Source organism: Streptomyces sp. NPDC048416, from assembly GCF_043200435.1.
GTDB lineage: Bacteria > Actinomycetota > Actinomycetes > Streptomycetales > Streptomycetaceae > Streptomyces.
The window spans coordinates 33,304-49,739 of the sequence record NZ_JBICXU010000043.1 but is presented as its reverse complement, the minus strand read 5'-3'; the positions used below and the strand labels follow the sequence as shown (position 1 = coordinate 49,739).

General features: G+C 69.0%; 14 protein-coding genes and 1 pseudogene. 10 read left to right on the top strand and 5 right to left on the bottom strand.

What is annotated here, in order from left to right; genetic code table 11:
* Positions 1-1,060: 1,060 nt before the first annotated feature.
* Positions 1,061-1,657 (bottom strand): MBL fold metallo-hydrolase, encoded by a 597-nt coding sequence (locus ACGFW5_RS33160; RefSeq protein WP_393838038.1) that lies wholly within the window; start codon positions 1,655-1,657, stop codon positions 1,061-1,063.
* A gap of 36 nt (positions 1,658-1,693) precedes the next feature.
* A pseudogene (locus ACGFW5_RS33155) lies at positions 1,694-2,456 on the bottom strand (transposase); the annotation flags it as partial.
* A gap of 871 nt (positions 2,457-3,327) precedes the next feature.
* Between ACGFW5_RS33155 and ACGFW5_RS33150 the strand changes: the two are divergent.
* Both ACGFW5_RS33150 and ACGFW5_RS33145 read left to right on the top strand, forming a co-directional pair.
* The gene (locus ACGFW5_RS33150) at positions 3,328-3,600 is read left to right on the top strand and encodes a hypothetical protein (RefSeq protein WP_393838037.1); all 273 of its coding nucleotides are present in this window, start codon (positions 3,328-3,330) and stop codon (positions 3,598-3,600) included.
* Positions 3,601-3,924: 324 nt separating this feature from the next.
* Complete coding sequence (locus tag ACGFW5_RS33145) at positions 3,925-5,046, top strand: epoxide hydrolase family protein (RefSeq protein ID WP_393838036.1); 1,122 nt, start codon at positions 3,925-3,927, stop codon at positions 5,044-5,046.
* 1,349 nt (positions 5,047-6,395) lie between these two features.
* On the opposite strand, the gene ACGFW5_RS33140 is transcribed toward ACGFW5_RS33145, so the two are convergent.
* Positions 6,396-6,524 (bottom strand): hypothetical protein, encoded by a 129-nt coding sequence (locus ACGFW5_RS33140; RefSeq protein ID WP_393838035.1) that lies wholly within the window; start codon positions 6,522-6,524, stop codon positions 6,396-6,398.
* Between the two features lie 638 nt (positions 6,525-7,162).
* Here ACGFW5_RS33140 and ACGFW5_RS33135 point away from each other — a divergent pair.
* The 4 genes from ACGFW5_RS33135 to ACGFW5_RS33120 all read left to right on the top strand — a co-directional run bounded on the left by ACGFW5_RS33135 (position 7,163) and on the right by ACGFW5_RS33120 (position 9,875).
* Positions 7,163-8,029 carry a helix-turn-helix transcriptional regulator gene (locus ACGFW5_RS33135; RefSeq protein ID WP_393838034.1) on the top strand — a complete coding sequence of 289 codons (867 nt, stop codon included), beginning with the start codon at positions 7,163-7,165 and terminating at the stop codon, positions 8,027-8,029.
* A gap of 199 nt (positions 8,030-8,228) precedes the next feature.
* Positions 8,229-8,453, top strand: a complete 225-nt coding sequence (locus tag ACGFW5_RS33130) for a hypothetical protein (protein ID WP_393838033.1) — start codon at positions 8,229-8,231, stop codon at positions 8,451-8,453.
* Entirely contained in the window at positions 8,453-8,965 is a 513-nt protein-coding gene (locus ACGFW5_RS33125) for an aldo/keto reductase (RefSeq protein WP_393838032.1), read from the top strand. The genes ACGFW5_RS33130 and ACGFW5_RS33125 overlap by 1 nt, the downstream gene beginning before the upstream one ends.
* Positions 8,966-9,095: 130 nt before the next feature.
* Positions 9,096-9,875, top strand: coding sequence for an alpha/beta fold hydrolase (locus ACGFW5_RS33120; protein WP_393838031.1), 780 nt, complete (start codon positions 9,096-9,098; stop codon positions 9,873-9,875).
* A gap of 626 nt (positions 9,876-10,501) precedes the next feature.
* Here ACGFW5_RS33120 and ACGFW5_RS33115 read toward each other — a convergent pair.
* Positions 10,502-10,813 (bottom strand): hypothetical protein, encoded by a 312-nt coding sequence (locus tag ACGFW5_RS33115; protein WP_393838030.1) that lies wholly within the window; start codon positions 10,811-10,813, stop codon positions 10,502-10,504.
* A gap of 663 nt (positions 10,814-11,476) precedes the next feature.
* Between ACGFW5_RS33115 and ACGFW5_RS33110 the strand changes: the two genes are divergently transcribed.
* The 3 genes from ACGFW5_RS33110 to ACGFW5_RS33100 all read left to right on the top strand — a co-directional run bounded on the left by ACGFW5_RS33110 (position 11,477) and on the right by ACGFW5_RS33100 (position 14,072).
* Complete coding sequence (locus tag ACGFW5_RS33110; RefSeq protein WP_393838029.1) at positions 11,477-12,142, top strand: DedA family protein; 666 nt, start codon at positions 11,477-11,479, stop codon at positions 12,140-12,142.
* A 122-nt stretch (positions 12,143-12,264) separates the two neighbouring features.
* Positions 12,265-13,437 (top strand): sensor histidine kinase, encoded by a 1,173-nt coding sequence (locus ACGFW5_RS33105; protein WP_393838028.1) that lies wholly within the window; start codon positions 12,265-12,267, stop codon positions 13,435-13,437.
* Positions 13,437-14,072 carry a response regulator gene (locus ACGFW5_RS33100; RefSeq protein ID WP_393838027.1) on the top strand — a complete coding sequence of 212 codons (636 nt, stop codon included), beginning with the start codon at positions 13,437-13,439 and terminating at the stop codon, positions 14,070-14,072. The genes ACGFW5_RS33105 and ACGFW5_RS33100 overlap by 1 nt, the downstream gene beginning before the upstream one ends.
* Before the next feature lie 96 nt (positions 14,073-14,168).
* On the opposite strand, the gene ACGFW5_RS33095 is transcribed toward ACGFW5_RS33100, so the two are convergent.
* Entirely contained in the window at positions 14,169-14,720 is a 552-nt protein-coding gene (locus ACGFW5_RS33095) for a hypothetical protein (RefSeq protein WP_393838026.1), read from the bottom strand.
* 822 nt (positions 14,721-15,542) lie between these two features.
* On the opposite strand from ACGFW5_RS33095, the gene ACGFW5_RS33090 reads away from it, so the two are divergent.
* Positions 15,543-16,358, top strand: a complete 816-nt coding sequence (locus tag ACGFW5_RS33090; protein WP_393838025.1) for an RHS repeat-associated core domain-containing protein — start codon at positions 15,543-15,545, stop codon at positions 16,356-16,358.
* The last annotated feature ends 78 nt before the right edge of the window (positions 16,359-16,436 follow it).

Below are 16,436 nucleotides of genomic sequence, written 5' to 3'. Positions count from 1 at the left end.
CGCTACGACAAGCGCGGCTACGTCTACCTCGGCACCGCAACCGCCGCAGCCCTCACCATCTGGCTCCGAACATGATCGGCAGGACAAGTCCTAGCCCCCGGCTTGTCACCGGTGTCCTTCCGATGTTCGTCAAACTGCGGCCTGGACGTGGCGCTGGACATGGGACCGGTTGGCTATTCGCCGAGTGTGACCTGTCAGTCACCACGAGCACAGCAGCGCGGGTCGAGATCTCAGCGCCCCGGGCCCTGCTCGCGAACAACGCATCGCCTGCTGTGCGCGACGGAGCGGCCCGGTCGAGCGAGGTGGGTGTCTCTCCTGCAGGCGAGGTGGCCGTTCTGGGCGGTGTACGTACGTACGTGGGTGGATGAGTCCGGGGCTTGCGCGTAGACGCGGTGGTCCGGCGTCAGGCAGGTGGCTTCGGGGGTGATGTCCAGGTCGGTCAGGAGTTGTTGCTGTTCGGGGCACAGATGTGTCCAGGCGGTGTGTTGTGCTCTGATCCAGTTTCTTGCGTCGGCGGGCGGCCCGTCGGCTGACGGCTGTGGTGTGGGCGCGGGTGTAGGCGCGTTGCCAGGTTAGGTCTCAGGGTGGGTTCCAGCGCGGGGCGATCGCGGTGAGGTTCTGGTGGCGGGCGTTGAGGGTGGTCTTGCGGCGGGCTTGTGGGCGTTGGTTGTTGAGCCAGCGCCGAGGGGAAGCCGTCGTGGACGGTTGGAGTAGGCCACGTCCAGGGTGTGGCGGGTGTCGGCGTAGGAGCGGGCATGCCGAGTGCGGTTTCGGCGTACGGGTCGAGAGCGCGGGTGTGGGTGGGTTTCGCGGGTGTGGCCGGTGGCGGGGAGGAGGCTGTGTGGGTCGGGGTGGGGATCGTTGTAGTGGGTGTGCTGCAGGCGTAGCCAGGGGCGCTGGGTGGGGGTGAAGTTGCGGGGGAGTGGTCGGCGTCGGGCCGGTGGTCGGTCGTGATCTGGTGGTGGATGTGTTGCCAGGCGGGCTGCTGTGCCAGGTTCCAGGGAGGGCACCACCCAGAACAGACACCGTTGTAGTACTCAGGACTGTCCCGTAACTCGGCTCAGGCCGATTCGCCGGGTCTCAGATACCGGTAGCCGCTGTTGGTCTCCTCGGTGAGCCAGCCGTTGACGCTGGCGAGGCCGCGATCGTTGATTTGGGCGTCGTGGATGGCGAACGCCCGCTGCGGTTGGATGGCGTTGACGAAGTCGATCGCTTCCGCCGTCTTCATCCACGATCCTTGGACCGGGACCAGGAGCGTTTCGATCCGCTGATCGGGCACGTGCAGCGAATCTCCGGGGTGGTAGACCGCCTCATCGAGGATGTAGCCGAGGTTCGCGCAGTCTGGTTGGCCTGCGTAGATGGACGCGTGGCGACCGCCGACCGCCCGTACGTGGAAGCCGCCAGCGGTGAACCCGGTGCGGGAGGACACCCTGATGAGGTCCACCTGTGGGATGTTCGCTTCGAGAGGGGCGTAGACCGGTACGCCGAGCCCGGCCAGGCGGAGGACATCGATGTGATCGGCGTGTTCGTGGGTGACCAGCACAGCGTCCGCACCGATCAAGGCAGCCGGCTCGCTCCAGGTCCCGGGGTCGATGACCAGCACGCGGCCATCGTGTTCAAGCCGTACACAGGCGTGGGTGTATTTCGTGATCCGCATGGCGCCCCAACGTACTCGCCTGCGGATTGCCCCCTGTGCGGCAAGGGTGGGGTTGTGCAGGGGGCGATGCCGAGTGCGGCGAGGTGGACACCGTCGCCTTTCAGGCGGCAGTCGCGGCGGGTTTTCCAGCACTTCATGCGGGCGAAGGTGTGCTCGATGCGGGCCTGGACCTGTGTGTGCGAGCGGTTGTGCTCCTGCTTCCATTCAGAATTCCTCGTCGGCCTGGCGGCGGTGGAGCATCGCAAGTCCGGTGCGCCGATAGCCGCCGTCGGCGATCGTCATGGTGTTGCCGACGGCGGACATGGCACCGGATTCCTCCCATGCCTTGCAGTCGCGGCGGGCCCGGCAGGGGCCGGCCGGCCACTACGACCGGGCGGGTGTCGGCGTCGATGACAGCCTGGCGGCTGGTGGAGTACCGGTAGTTCTTGGACTGTTCGGCGATCGTGTGGTCTCGGGTGGGCACCGGTGTGCCGTCCACGATGAGTACGGTGTGTTCGCGAGCGGCGCCTGGGCTGCAGGGCCAGGAGTGGACCGGGGCTGGTCGATGATCCGGTCGGCCGCGGGCTTCGAGACCTCGAAGAGAGAGTGGGGCGAGCCGGCGCGTCGTCACGTTGGTGCGCCAGTACGCCGCGACCAGAAGTACTCGGTCCTCCCACAGCAGACTCCACGGCTGGCCCCGGCCGATCGCGTCTGCCCCCTCACGGCGCAGCGCGGTCACCCACTTCCCGAAGCAGCGCGGGCTCGGCCCGCTGAACGGGGCTGTCCAGGACGGCTCCGACGCCGTGATCACACCAGCCACATCAAGATCATCTCATTCGTGACCAGCAGTTACGGGACAGCCCTTGGGTATCGCGATGAGGAAGGTGAGGTCCATCTTGTCGAGACCTGGGTGGCGATATTCGGCCGGGCCCAGGACGCTCTGGAGAGACTTGTCCTGGGCATCGCTGCGCGGCGTACCGGCTGAGGCCGGGACTTGTCAGGAGCGGGTGGCGGAGGGCTGTCGGAGAGGAGAGGACCGGCAGGTCGCCGGCGCAGAGGTCCAGGACGGCATGGGCAGCGGTGAGCACCCGCTGGGTCTCGCGTCGGGGCCGCCGGTTCGGCTGCCGTTCGCACGGGCGCTTGTCGGGCACGGCCTGGACGAGGTCGTGGACGGCGTCGGCGTACGCCTGGGAGCCGGAGCCGGAGCCGGAGCCGGAGCCGGAGCTGCCGGCCGCCAGGACGGGGTGCCTGCCCGGGGCGCGCCAGCCGGTCAGTTTCCGCCGGTGGGTGTTTTTTCGGCGGCGCCGGACATCGCGTGCTCCTGGCCGGGCCGGTCGGGCATTCCCGTACGGACGCCTCCACGCCCGGCCAGGCCGGCGGGGCGTGGACGTCCCGGACGGTGTTGTTCAGGTCGGGGAAGCGGCCCTCGCGGCGGGCGTTGGCCGGTGCGCGGACAGCAGCCGGTTACTTCGGCGCAGTGTGCGGCAGCGCCCCTTCGGGGACCGGGCGGTAAATGACCTGGCGCAGCGTGACGCCGACGCCGCCCTCGTGGTTCTCCACGATCTACCGGGCCCGGTCCACCACGGCAGGCCAGCGGGTGTGCTCGCGTGACGCACGGCGGCCGGCCCGGGGGCCGGCTGCAAGAGCAGGCCGACGGCTTGGACTTGACCGCGTTTCCTATGCTCAGACACATGACCGATGAGCCCATCGCACCAGCATCCTTACGCACCCGCAGCAAAACCGTCCTGGCTGCCGTCCTGGCCATCAGTATCGCCGGACTCGTCTGGGCAGCCGCCTGGCACTTTTTCGGATGGCGCTACTGGGGCATCGCATGGCTCGCTTCGAAGGCGGCGGTCAAAGCAGTTGTCCTCGGCCCGCCTCTGGTGGCAGGGGTCATGATCTGGCTGCGTCAGCGCTACAAGAAACCGTCCTCGCACGATCCCGTAGACGAGCAGCACTCCTGAACCGCCGCAGGCAAGTCTCCGACGTTCCGCCACCCTGACGGAAGCGGCAGCGGTGAAGGCGCACCGGCTTGTTCGCGTCGCTGCGCTGCCGGTCAGCCGCCTCAGCCGCCTCAGCCGCCTCGGTCGCCTCGGTCGCCTCGGTCGCCTCGGCCGTCTCGGTCCTCGACCGCGGCGGCGGGGTCGGGGGAGGCGAGCGGTGTTGCGTCCGCTCGCCGACCGCCAGGTGCTGCGGGCGGCGGTCCGGCCTGTGTCGTGGCGGCCGTCTGCGCTGGACTTCCGCCCGTATCCGATCCGACAACGCCTTTACCAGGAAGGAGCCTTGTCATGGCCGCCGAGCCATTCGAGGTGAGCATCACCGAAGCCGAGATCGCGGACCTGCGTGAACGGTTGCGACGGACACGGTGGCCCGAGCGTGAGCCGGTGGACGACTGGTCACAGGGTTTGCCGCTGGCGTATGCGCAGGAGCTGTGCCGCAGCTGGGCCCAGGACTACGACTTCGGGTTCGCCGAGCGGGTGAACGTGTTCCCGCAGTACCGCGACACGATCGACGGGCTGGGCATCCACTTCCTGCACGTCCGCTCGCCGGAGCCGGACGCGTTCCCGCTCGTGCTCACGCACGGGTGGCCGGGTTCGGTGCTTGAGTTCCTGGAGGTCCTCGGCCCGCTGACCGACCCGCGCGGACACGGCGGTGACCCGGCGGACGCGTTCCACGTGGTCGCGCCGTCGTTGCCCGGATACGGCTGGAGTGACAAGCCGTCGACGACCGGGTGGGGGACCACTCGTACCGCGCGCGCCTGGGACACGCTGATGGTCTCGCTGGGTTACGAGCGGTACGGCGCGCAGGGCGGTGACTGGGGTTCGGCGGTGTCCGCGGTGCTGGGCGAGGTGGCGCCCGAGCGGGTCGCCGGCGTGCACCTGAACCTTGGATCCGTGGCGGCGGGCACGTTCGAGGACCCGACGCCCGCGGAGCTGGCGAATCTCGAAGCCGAGAAGGAGATGCAGCGCACCGGCCGGGGTTACTCGGCGATCCAGGCGACCCGCCCGCAGACGCTCGGCTACGGTCTCACCGATTCCCCGGCGGGGCAGGCCGCCTGGATCGCCGAGAAGTTCTGGGCGTGGACGGACAACGACGGCCATGTTGAGGACGCGTTGTCGCGGCAGACGATCCTCGACGAGATCTCGGTCTACTGGTTCACCGCCTCGGCCGCGTCGTCGGCGCGCCTGTACTGGGAGAGCTTCGCCCACTTCCGGGACAGGGTGACCGCGCCATCCGGGCTGTCGGTCTACCCGCGTGACATAAGCCGCCCCTCCAGGCGGGAGGCCGAGTTGCGGTTCACCGACCTGCGCTGGTTCGAGGAGCTGCCGCGTGGCGGCCACTTCGCCGCGTTGGAGCAGCCGGAGTCGCTGGTCGAGCAGGTGCGCGGGTTCTTCCGCCTGTTCCGCTGACTGTCCGTGCCACCCCATGGGCTGCCCTCGCCCCGGGGGATGACCGGTCCTCGAAGAACGTTCGAGAAGAACGGCAGAGAAGCACCGTAGAGCGGTAGTGCCGAGGAACGTACTGAACTGTGCGCTGCCCTGTGGCGCGGTCCCCGACCTGCTTTCCTCGGAATCGTACGGACCCAGGCCGACGTTCCCGGCTCCTGCCCATCCTCCGTAGAAATCGGACCAGACACGGCGCTGCTGCTTCCTCGCGGGCCATCCGCTGCGCGAGGAGCAGCACCGCGACGATCGCCACACTCGTCGAGTACGAGCAACTCCCCCTATGCGGGTGAACCGTTGCCCGCCGGCAAACCGTACCCCCCGCACCGGCGCCGGCACGTGGGCTCGGACTTCTTGCCGCCATCCCCAGGTGCCGATGTCGTCCCCGTCGAACGCACGCCGGGTGCGCAATGTGGGGCCGATCGCAGCCAGTTCCTTCGCGCGTTCCTCCGCCCGCTCCGGGTCCTTCCCAAAACCACCCTTGCGGCGGAGGTCGGCAACGGAGCCCAGGACTGGCGCGGCGCCGCCGGGGCGGGTTGGACTGGGTTGCCTCCCCAGGTGTCACTCCGGAGGCGACGGCTGCTGCGGCGGTATGCACGAGGGCCGGTCGTTCAGATCGGCGCTGTGGCTGAGGTGGCCCAGCAGGGCGGGCCACTTCGGCGCTGGTGCCGCTGTGCACGCCGCCGGCTCCATCAGCTGTCCACGCGCCTACGCGATGCGGAACCGTTGTTCGGGGGAAGCGGTGGCCTGCCAGCGGGTTCCCGTTCCGCCCGACTGGGTTTCTGCCGCCCTGACGCGCACCTGGCCGGCCATTGTGGCGGGCCGCTGTTCCCGCTTCGGGTGCCACGGATCCTCCTGCCAGCCCGGCCGTCCCGTCTCGTGGCGGCGGGCGCGCACGATCGCGCCCTGCCGCGCCCTTCCAGCCGTTCAGCGGGCTGCCGTGGCCAGCCGCGAGTTCGGCGCCCGGCCAGGTGCGGTCCACCCGTTCGCGCAGCCGGTGACAGAACGCATCGTCGGCGCCCCGCACCTGAGGCTTCATCCCGCCGCTGGCCGGCCAGGCCACCTCGGCCATGGCCGGCTCCAGCAGCGCCTGCGCCACGGCCACCACCTCCGGGAAGATCGCCGCGTCCAGGCCCTACGATCCGTCACCACGCATACTGTGACCGCGCGTTGCCGCCCGCCGGGCAGGAACGGACGGCGCGGGCAGATCTCCTTCTGCTCCGGGTACAGGGCCTGCTCCCACCAGCGGGCCGCCCTCGCATGCACCAGGGTGGACGCCTGCTCCGGCTCCACTCCGGCGCGCACCGCACGCCGTGCTACGCCCGGCCACCGCCCTGCCCAGCCACCGCCGCTGCGCGGGCCACCACCTGAGCCGCGCCGCGCACATCGAGATGTTCCAGCGGCTGGTCGGCGTCCGCGTCCAGCAGCCCGCGTCCGTGCCTCACGTAGACCCGTTGCTGGCGTGGCAGGTAGCGCACCGCTCGCAGTGCCTGTCCGGTGCGCCGCACGGTGCACAGCCGGTAGCTGCCAGCCAGCAGCCGGACGCGTCCGGACCCGCCGCCGACCGTCCGCCGCCGTGCCCGCCGCCCGCCACCGTGCCTGCGCCACCCCGGCCTCCCGGCCGGTGCTGATCTTGGGGTCGTCCAGGGCGAAGGCAGGCAAAGCACACGCCAGTACCGTGGGCTCCACCCTGCACAGCTCGGCAAGTACCCGCCACCCGGCCCGTTGAGGACGACCTCAGCGTCTGCCCGCGCACCGCCACCGCCGTGCCGGGCGGGGGAGTTGCGGCATGTCCACAGCCGCAGGACCCCGGCGGTCGGGAGACCGTAGCGGGCCGCCACACGGCTGAACAACGATGCGGTCAGCTCCCCGGCCAGACGTGTCCAGGACCGCCGCCCACTACGACCTGCCCGGCGACAGGGCCCCGATGAGGGGTACGGCCGGCATGGTCCGCCCCTCGCGCTGTGGTGGTGGCAGACGTCGGCCAGCAGGTCCGGAAGCCCGGCCCGCATCGAAGCTGCCTTTCCCGGGTGGGTGCAGCGCACCCACGCCCCGGCGGCCGTCCGCGATTAGCGTGACTGCCATGGAACGTGAGAACGAACTCGGTGACTACCTGCGCGCCCGTCGTGCTGCGCTCGCTCCGGCGGATGCCGGCCTGCCCGACGACGGGCCTCGGCGAGTGCCGGGACTGCGGCGTGAGGAAGTGGCACTGCTGGCCGGGATGAGTACCGACTACTACATCCGGCTGGAGCAGGGCCGCGAGCGTCATCCGTCCGAGCAGGTGCTGCGGGCGATCGCCGGGACGCTGCGGCTGGACGACGCGGCGACCGCCCATCTCTTCCGGCTGGCCCTGTCCGTTGTCGGGCCGGTGGCTGCCCCGGCGACCGTCGCCCCGGAGTTGCTGCGGCTGATGGACGGCATCCGTGATGCGCCGGCCTTCGTGGTCGGAGCGGCGCAGGATGTCCTGGCGGCCAACGCGATGGCGCGTGAGTTGTACTGCGGTTTCGCCCGGTACGACAATCTGCTGCGGATGATCTTCCTCGATCCCTTCGCGCGTGAGTTCTACGCCGACTGGGACCACGCGGCGAGGACCGCGGTGGGCAACCTGCGGGCGTCCTCCTCGCAGTTCCCGCAGGACCAGCGGATCGAGCGGGTCGTCGGCGAGCTGAGCGTGCGCAGTCCCGCCTTCACGGGCCTGTGGGCGCGCTACGAAATCCGTCCACGTACCCACGAGGACAAGCACTTCCGGCACCCGCGGGCGGGGGAGATACGTCTGCACTTCGAGGCGCTCGCCGTCACCAGCGCCCCCGGACAGCACCTGTCCGTCTACAGCGCGGAACCCGGCAGCGCCAGCGCCGACGCACTGGTCCTGCTCGGCCGGCCGGTCGAGCAGGGAGCGGCTTCGACGGACCGGACCGATCCCGCGGAAGAAGGAGAATCCCGCTCATGACGGCGTCACTGGCCGACGCCGCCAGCACCTTCGAGACAGCCGGCAAGAAAGTCGGCCGTCCCGGTTTAGGCGCCATGCGCCTGACCGGTATGGGGGTGTGGGTGAACCCGACGACCGTCAGGAGTGCGTCCGCGTGCTGCGCCGCGCCGTCGAACTCGGCGTGCAGCTCATCGACACTGCGGTCTCCTGCGGACCGTAGGTGAGCGGGGAGATCATCTGTGAGGCAATCCATCCCAACCGCCCCTACCGCCCCTACCGCCCCTACCGCCCCTTCCGCGACGACGTGCTGCTCGCGACCAAGGCCGGACTGACCCGCAACGGACCGGACCCGACGTGCTCCGGAGCGACGGGCAACCGGTGCTCCTGGGCCCGGCGGCGTGACCGCCGGCCGGGCGCCCGGAGCATCTGCGGCAGCAGACCCTGATGAGTCTGCGCCGGCTCGGGGCGGATCACATCGGCCTGTTCCAGTTGGACCGCGTCGATCCGAAGGTCCCCCTGGAGGACCAGGCCGGCGAGCCGAAGAGGCTCCAGGACGAGGGCAAGATCGTCGCGGTCGGTCTGTCCCAGGTCACCGTCGCCCAGATCGAGCGGGCTCGCGCGGTCGTGGAGATCACCACCGTCCATAACCGCCACCACCTCACCGACCGCGGCTGCGTCGGCGTCCTGGAGTACTGCACCCGTCACCGCATCGGCTTCATCCCCTGGACGCCGGCGGCCGCGGGTGAGCCGGCCCGCCCCGGCGGCCCGATCGACCGGATCGCGGCTGCCCGCCACACCGGCCCGTCGCAGGTGGCGCCGGCCTGGCTGCCGGCCCGCTCCGGGGTCGTCCTGCCCCTTCCCGGCAACCCCAAGGTCACGTACCTGGAGGAGAACCTGGCGGCGGCGACCCTGCGGCTGAGCGACGCGGAAACCGGCGAACTGACCGCCGCGGCGTGACAGCCGCCCCAGGAAAGGGGAGTCTCCCGCGCCGGCACACCGTGAGCCGGCTGTCTTCCCGTTTCGCCTCCCCGCCCCTGTCCCCGACCTTGTCCCCACCGACTGTTCCCACCGAAGAAAGATGCTTGCCATGCTGCTGCCCTCCGATGAGATGGGCCGAGGCCGCCCCGTAGTCCTGCTGCACGCCCGCCCCACCGACCGCACCATGTGGGACGCCCACCTCCCGCTGCTCGCCGACGGGGGAGTGCGGGCCATCGCCCTGGACCTGCCCGGCCACGGTGACGCGGTCGTGCCCGAAAACCGAGAGGTGGCCCCCTGGACGGATGTACTCGACACCCTCGACCACCTCGGGGCCGACCGCTTCGTCCTGGCCGGGAACTCCCTCGGCGCCCTGGTGGCGCTCCAGGCCGCCGTCACCGCACCCGAGCGGGTCGAAGGCCTGGTGCTCGTCGGATACCGGCCCCACGACCAGCCGGCCTCCCCCCGCCTGCAAGCTGCCTGGGACGCCGAAAGGACGGCGCTCGCCGCCGGCGACCTGGACGCAGCGGTGACCGCCGGCGTCCAGGCGTGGACCTCGGCCAGCGCGACCGACGAAGTACGTGCTCACGCGGCCCATATGCTCCGCGGCCGGCTCACCGGACAACTCGCCCACGGCGAGCCGCCACTGGCGGCGGACCCGCTCGGCGAAGGAACGGCAGCGCTGCGCACCCTGACCGCTCCCGCCCTGGTCGGCGTCGGCGAACACGACATGCCCGACTTCTTCGAGGGTGGCGACGCTCTGGCCCGCGACCTCGACGCGGGCCGGACCGTGGTCATCCCCGCCGCAGGGCACCTCGCGCCGCTGGAACAGCCCTCCGCGTTCTGCACCCTGCTACTGGACTTCATCCGCCGTCTCCCGGAGCAACGCTGAGCGCTGAACCCGAGCCGGAGCCGGAGCCGGAGCCGGAACTGAGCCGTGCTGCCGGGGGAGCAGTTAGTCCGCCAGACCAGGATCTTCCAGGCACGGACGGCACGGACGGCACGGTCACCGCGGCCGCGCACCAGCAGGGCCTCTCACAGCCGGTCCTCGACCAGCTCCCTTCGGCAGTCCTCGTGCGATTCCGCTACCGGATCAAACAGCTTGTCGAGCAACCAGGCCAGTCCTGAGCGCCGCCCCGCCCACCCACATCCTCATCCGCCAACTCAAACCTCAATCACAGTCACAACCGGCTCAAGCCCGCAGGAGCCTCCACCTCTTGATCCGGTTTGTCGGGCGATGAGCGGCACCACATCGCCCGCCTTGGTCGTCGCGGACGGCAGCACCGCGTGGCAGCGCGTCTCGTCGGCGACCGGTGTCCGTCCCCGAATCACCCCTGGTCGGTGACCTTCAAGGTGCTGCCGAGCAGTAGTTGGCGGACCTTGTTGCCTGCGATCCTTCCTTGAGCCCACGGGCTGCGTACTCACGTTGATACCAGGTGCTCTCTGCTGCAGCTCCGGGTGACGGCTCGCGATGGTTGGGCAGATGCGCGAGGCGCATGCAAGGAGGACGGGATCGGCTCACGGACCGGGCCGGGGCGACGCGGCTCGACGGCGGTGCCCGCGCTCGGCAGAGCGCGCAGGGACGTTGAGGAACCCCTCGAACCAGTTGTCCGGATGCAGCACGGGCGGGACGGGAGAGGCCCCGGCGCGGTCTGCGTCAGGGGAGTTGTACTTGTTGTCGTACAGCCACAGCATGTCATGGTCCTGGAAGAAGAAATCAGAGCAGGTGTCGAAGTCGTAGTCGTCACGGCTCGCGGGCAGCGCCGCGTGCGCGCTGTCTTCGGCTTCCAGATGGGCGGGAGCGTCGTCGAGGGCGAGATGTAGGACCATTTCCTCGGCCGCGCGCCGTCAGGCCCTGGGAGCGTGCCCGTGCCGGCGTGTGGCCCGGGAGAGTGTGTCCGAGTGTGTCCGAGTCCTACCGGCAAGAAGCTCGGCGCAAGTCCGCCGCGTTGGGGCAGAGCATCGGGTTCGCCCCCTTCCGATCGCTGGACTTATTTCAGTATGTGATCGCCGACGGGGCGACGTTAGCCCTTCTCGCATTTCGGAGTCCACGAAAACCGAGTGCTGGCACCTTGCTGCCAGCGCGACAAGAATTCTGCCTCAGGGCTACCCACCCCCTCGCTCCCATACGGTGAATTCTTGCGGATAACCCGGCCCTTGATTACGGAGGAAGTATCACCAAGAAGAACCGCCATGCCGATGTCCGGTGGAGTTCCAAGCCCGCCCGGACCGGAGCCGAAACGCGCCGGAGGCTACGCGACGGCATCGATCCGGGCCGCAAGGAAAGAGCGTCAGTCGACAGGGCTCCTGGAACAAGCCACGCCGCACCCGCGCGCCGAAGACGTTGGGTGCCCTGCGGTTTTCCTCAGGTCGCAGGGTGCGGAAAACCCTGGAAGTTCGATGGCAATCCTCATACCGGTGCTGACCGGCGCTTTCTACCGTGGTGACACGTAACGGCACTCCGCCCGCGCCACCACCAGCCTGGAGAATCGCATGCATCTCATCCCCCTGGCCCTGCCCCAGGAGCCCGCCGACGGCATCGCGGGATGGGCAGCCGATCTTGTCGACACCCTGGGCGGCCCGGGTGCCGGCCTTGCCATCGCCCTGGAGAACCTGTTCCCGCCGCTGCCCAGCGAAGTGATCCTCCCGCTGACCGGTTTCGCGGCGGGGCAGGGCGTCATCAGCCTGGTGTCCGCACTGTTCTGGACCACGCTCGGCTCGGTTGTGGGCGCTGCGGTGCTCTACTGGATCGGCGCCCTGTTCGGCCGCGAGCGCATGCACGCGCTGTGGGGCAGGCTTCCGCTGGTCAAGGCGTCCGATCTGGAGCGGACGGAGGCGTGGTTCGCCAAACACGGCACGAAGGCGGTGTTCTTCGGGCGCATGGTCCCCATCTTCCGCAGCCTCATCTCTGTGCCTGCCGGGTTGGAGCGCATGTCCATGCCGGTGTTCCTGCTCCTGACCACCCTGGGGAGCCTGGTGTGGAACTCGGTGCTCGTGCTGGCGGGCTACTGGCTGGGCGACCAGTGGGACACCGTAGATACCTACGTCGGGATCATCAGCAAGGTGGTGCTGATCCTGGTCGTCGCGGCCCTGGTGTTCTATCTGGTGGTTCGGGTGCGCTCACGTAACTCCTCGGCGCGGCACGGCCGTTCCTCGTAAGCACCGCTGTGCCGTTCCTTGCGTCGCCCGCCGAGCAATATTGTCCTGGTTGCGCTGCCCGACTAGGCTCGGTATCCGTGCAGGGGGAATCAGTCGACATCACAGGGCAGCACCTCCCGAACATGCTTGGACCTGTGTTCTTGGGGGAGGCAGAAGCCACCTCTCCTCCTCCCGCATGGCCGCGCAGGGCTGTTGGCCTGTTCGTCGGCTGCTGCACGGCACTGATCGGGCTCCTCTACTTCATGGTGGTCGGAGCGATCCTCGGCCCGCTCCTGCTGTGGCCCCGCACCCGTAAGAAGGCCCTCGCCCTGCTGACCGCCGGGGCCCGGTGGCTCACCGCGTGGGAACGGCGGCGCCGTTCGGCCTGGTTCGGGGACCGCTTCCCCGTCCGCCACGCGGCCGACCAGCGGATACTGCGCTATCTCGCCATCCGCACGTACGTCGGCGTGCTCACCACAATCGTGGCCGGACTGCTCGTCTTCGGTGTCGTCCTGGCCGGCCTGCTCCTCGGCGGAGTCATGCGCGGCACGATGGACTGGCAGGAACTGCTCACCCAGGTGCTGCTCGGAGGAGTGCTGCTCTTCCTCGACGTGCAGGGGTTGCTCTCCCTGGAGGCGTTCGACTCACGGCTGGCACGAGAGTGTTTCGGCCCCTCGGAACGAGAGCTGCTTGAGCAGCGCATCAGCCAACTGGCCACCAGCCGGGCCGCAGTTCTGCAAGCGGTCGACGCCGAGCGCCGCCGCATCGAGCGTGATCTGCACGACGGTGTTCAACAGCGCCTGGTGGCCTTGGCCATGCTGCTCGGCCGAGCCCGCAGGAATCGGACGCCCGAGCAGGCCGACGCGCTCCTGCTGCAGGCACACAAGGAGTCGCAGGAAGTGCTGACCGAGCTGCGGGAGGTGGCCTGGCGGGTCTATCCGACCGCGCTGGACAACCTCGGACTCCAGGAGGCCCTTGGCGGGGTCTCCGAGAGGTGCAGCATTCCCATCCGGATGGATGTCGGGTTGCGCGGGCCACTGCCGTCATCGGTGGAGACCGCTGCGTATTTCGTCGTATCCGAGGCCGTGACCAACGCCGCGAAGCATTCGGCGGCAACGGCGATTTCGGTGAGTGTGCGACACCAAGGAGATGTTCTCGTCGTACGCATCGAGGACAACGGCGGCGGTGGCGCGGACCCGGCGGGCAACGGTCTGACCGGACTGGTCAGCCGCGTCGGCGCACTCGACGGCCGACTGCATGTTCACAGCCCCACAGGGGGCCCCACCACAATCATCGCGGAGCTGCCGTGCGCGTAATGCTGGCTGAGGACTCGACTCTTCTGAGAGAAGGACTCGTCCGTCTGCTCACCGAAGAGGGTCATAACGTTCTGGCCGCAGTGGGGGACGCGGACGCCCTGCTGCGCGAGGTCGAGGCGCTGCCCCCGGACATCGTCGTGGTGGACATCCGGATGCCACCGACCCATACGGACGAGGGGCTGCGCGCGGCGATCGAGATCCGCAAGCGGTGGCCCGACATCGGCGTGCTGGTGCTGTCCCAGCACATCGAGCGCAACTACGCGGCCCAGCTGCTGGCCGCGAACGCAGAGCGGGTGGGCTATCTACTCAAGGACCGTGTCGCGCAGGTCGAAGAGTTCCTCGATGCTCTGGAGCGCATCCATGCGGGTGGCCTCGCCATTGACTCGGAGGTCGTACGGCAGTTAGTGTTCCGCACCACGCACAGCGACCCGCTCGCCCGGCTGTCACCACGCGAGCGCAGTGTCCTTGAAGAACTGGTCCAGGGACACACCAACGCGGCCATCTCGCAGAAGCTGCATGTCTCCATGAGCACGGTCGAGAAGAACCTCAACGTGATCTTCGACAAGCTCGAACTCGCCCAGACCACCGGGTACAACCGCAGAATCCTGGCTGTGCTGCGCTACGTGGAGTCGTAAGGCCCTGGCGCAGCGAAGCGCCCCGCCCGGCGGGCCCCGCGCGGGGCCCGCCGGGCGGAGCGCTCAACCGCCCGATGTCAGCGGTCAGCCGAGGAGTCACTGAAACGAATACGGATTCAGCGCATCGTCGGGAAGGTGCTTGAGCTGCATCCGGTCCCCGATGCCGGCTTCCTCGGCGAGTTCGAGAAGCATGTCGAGAGCGATGTGGTCCTCAAGCGCGAAGCCGGTCGAGTCGAAAACGGTCGTACGGTCCTGGTAGCGGGCCGCGGCTGCCGGCTGCGCACACAGGTCCATCAGATCGGTCCGAGGTCGCCGAGCTCCAGCTGCTGGCATTCGCCCTCGCAAGGGACCCACCTGGGCCCGATGATCCGCCGTTACGAACGCCGACTCCAGGACGGCCTTCGGCACCTCGAACATGCCGATCACGTCGGCACCGATGGCGTTGATGTGGACGTTTGGCTGCAGGCATCCGCCGCGCAGGACCGGCCCCGCGCCCATGCCGACGGAGGTGACGGCGCAGATGACGTCCGCCGCGCCGCATCGAGGTCGTCGGGCTCGGCCCAGCATCACTGGGAAGCCCGAGAAGCCCGAGAAGCCCGAGAAGCCCGAGAGAAAGCCCGGCTCGGCGGAAAGCCGCAGGTGCCGCAAACAGCGGGAGTGTCGTACCACTACGACACCAAGGGCAACATGGACTCGGTCATCCCGCCCACTCGGACCGGCAACTGACCTACCACTACGATGCGCTGGGCCGGGTCACCGACTCCAAGGACGGCCGCGGCGTCACCACGCTCTACACCTAGGACGACCGGGACCGGATCAAGAAGGTCGACACCGGAAGCTACGACACCGTTACTTACGTCTACGACGGTGACGGCAACCTGGCTTCGCGCACCGACCGCACCGGCACGCAGACCTACCAGTTCGAACCGCTGTCGCGAGAGACCATCCGCACGCTCCAGGACGGCTCGCAGACGGTGCTGGCCTACACGGCCAGCGGCAACGTCGACACCTACACCGACCCCTCGGGCGTCATCGGCTACACCAGGGACAAGGCCAATCGGCTCACCGAGCTCAAGGACCAAGCGGGCCGCAGGACGACGTACGGCTACAACGACACCCGCACCAGCACCACCTACCCGTGCAACACGGTGCAGAGTGTGGACGTCGACAAGTTCGGGCGGCCCACCACCATCAAGACCACCTCACCCGAGGGCACCCTGACCAGCCTCACCCACACGTACGGCTATGGGACCAAGGGAGCGACCGACGGTACGAAGATCCGCACCGCGACCGATGTGCTGGCCGGGCTGAAGACGTCGTACACCTATGACGTGGCAGGCCGCTTCTCCTCCGCCAAGGAGGAGAAGGGGAGCACCCTCAACTCGGCCTGGCAGTACTGCGACGACCTCGTGGGGCAACCTCACCTCCCAGGGTACCGAGCCCGGATGCCCGCGCGGCACCACCTATACGGTGAACGACGCGCAGCAGATCACCGGCAAGAACGGCCCCACCCCCAACTGGTCCTACGACAAGGCCGGCAACGACACCGCAGGAGCCTCCACACCCGAAGGCACCCGCACCGCGGAGAAGGGGTCCGACTACTCCCAGCTGACCTCGCTCGCCGTGGGCGGGACCACCTACGCCGGGCAGTACCCGTCGACCGACCAGTCCGAGCGCCCGCAGCTGGGCCAAACCACCTTCCACAACGGCCCGTTGGGCTTCTCTGCGGAGACCACCGGCGGCGTCGACTCCGGATTCAACCGGGAGCCCGGGGGCACCCTGAACTCCATGACGACCGGGGGCAGGGCCTACTGCTTCCTGACCGACGCACTCGGTTCGGTGATCGGCCTCGCAGACGAGAGCGGCACCAAGGTCAACACGTACACGTACAGCCCGCGCGGGGTGTCCCGCACCACCACCGAGAAGGTCGCGCAGCCGTATCGATTCGTCGGTGGCCACCAGGACCCCACCAGGCTCTACCGCTTCGGCGCCGGCTACTACGATCCCACCATCGGCCGCTTCACCCGGCCCGACCCCTCCAGCCAGGAGAAGAACCCCGACCTCTACGCCGAAGGCGACCCCGCCAACCGCATCGACCCGAACGGGCTCAATGCATTGACCTCGTGCGCTTCGAAGGCCACGAAAAGGCTTGATGTGGCGGGCGCAGCAGTGAATGTCTACTCAATCGGGAGCCAGTTGGGTGCCAGGCGATTATCGTGGGGCCGCATCCACCGCAGTGGGGGTTCGGGTCTGAAATCGCCTTCAATGCCGGCTGTGATTATGTGAGTGGAGGGTCGCTTGCCCCAGCCTGCGCTGTTGCGGGGGATTTTGTTGGGAACAAAGCGAGCGAAGCATTCGACGACG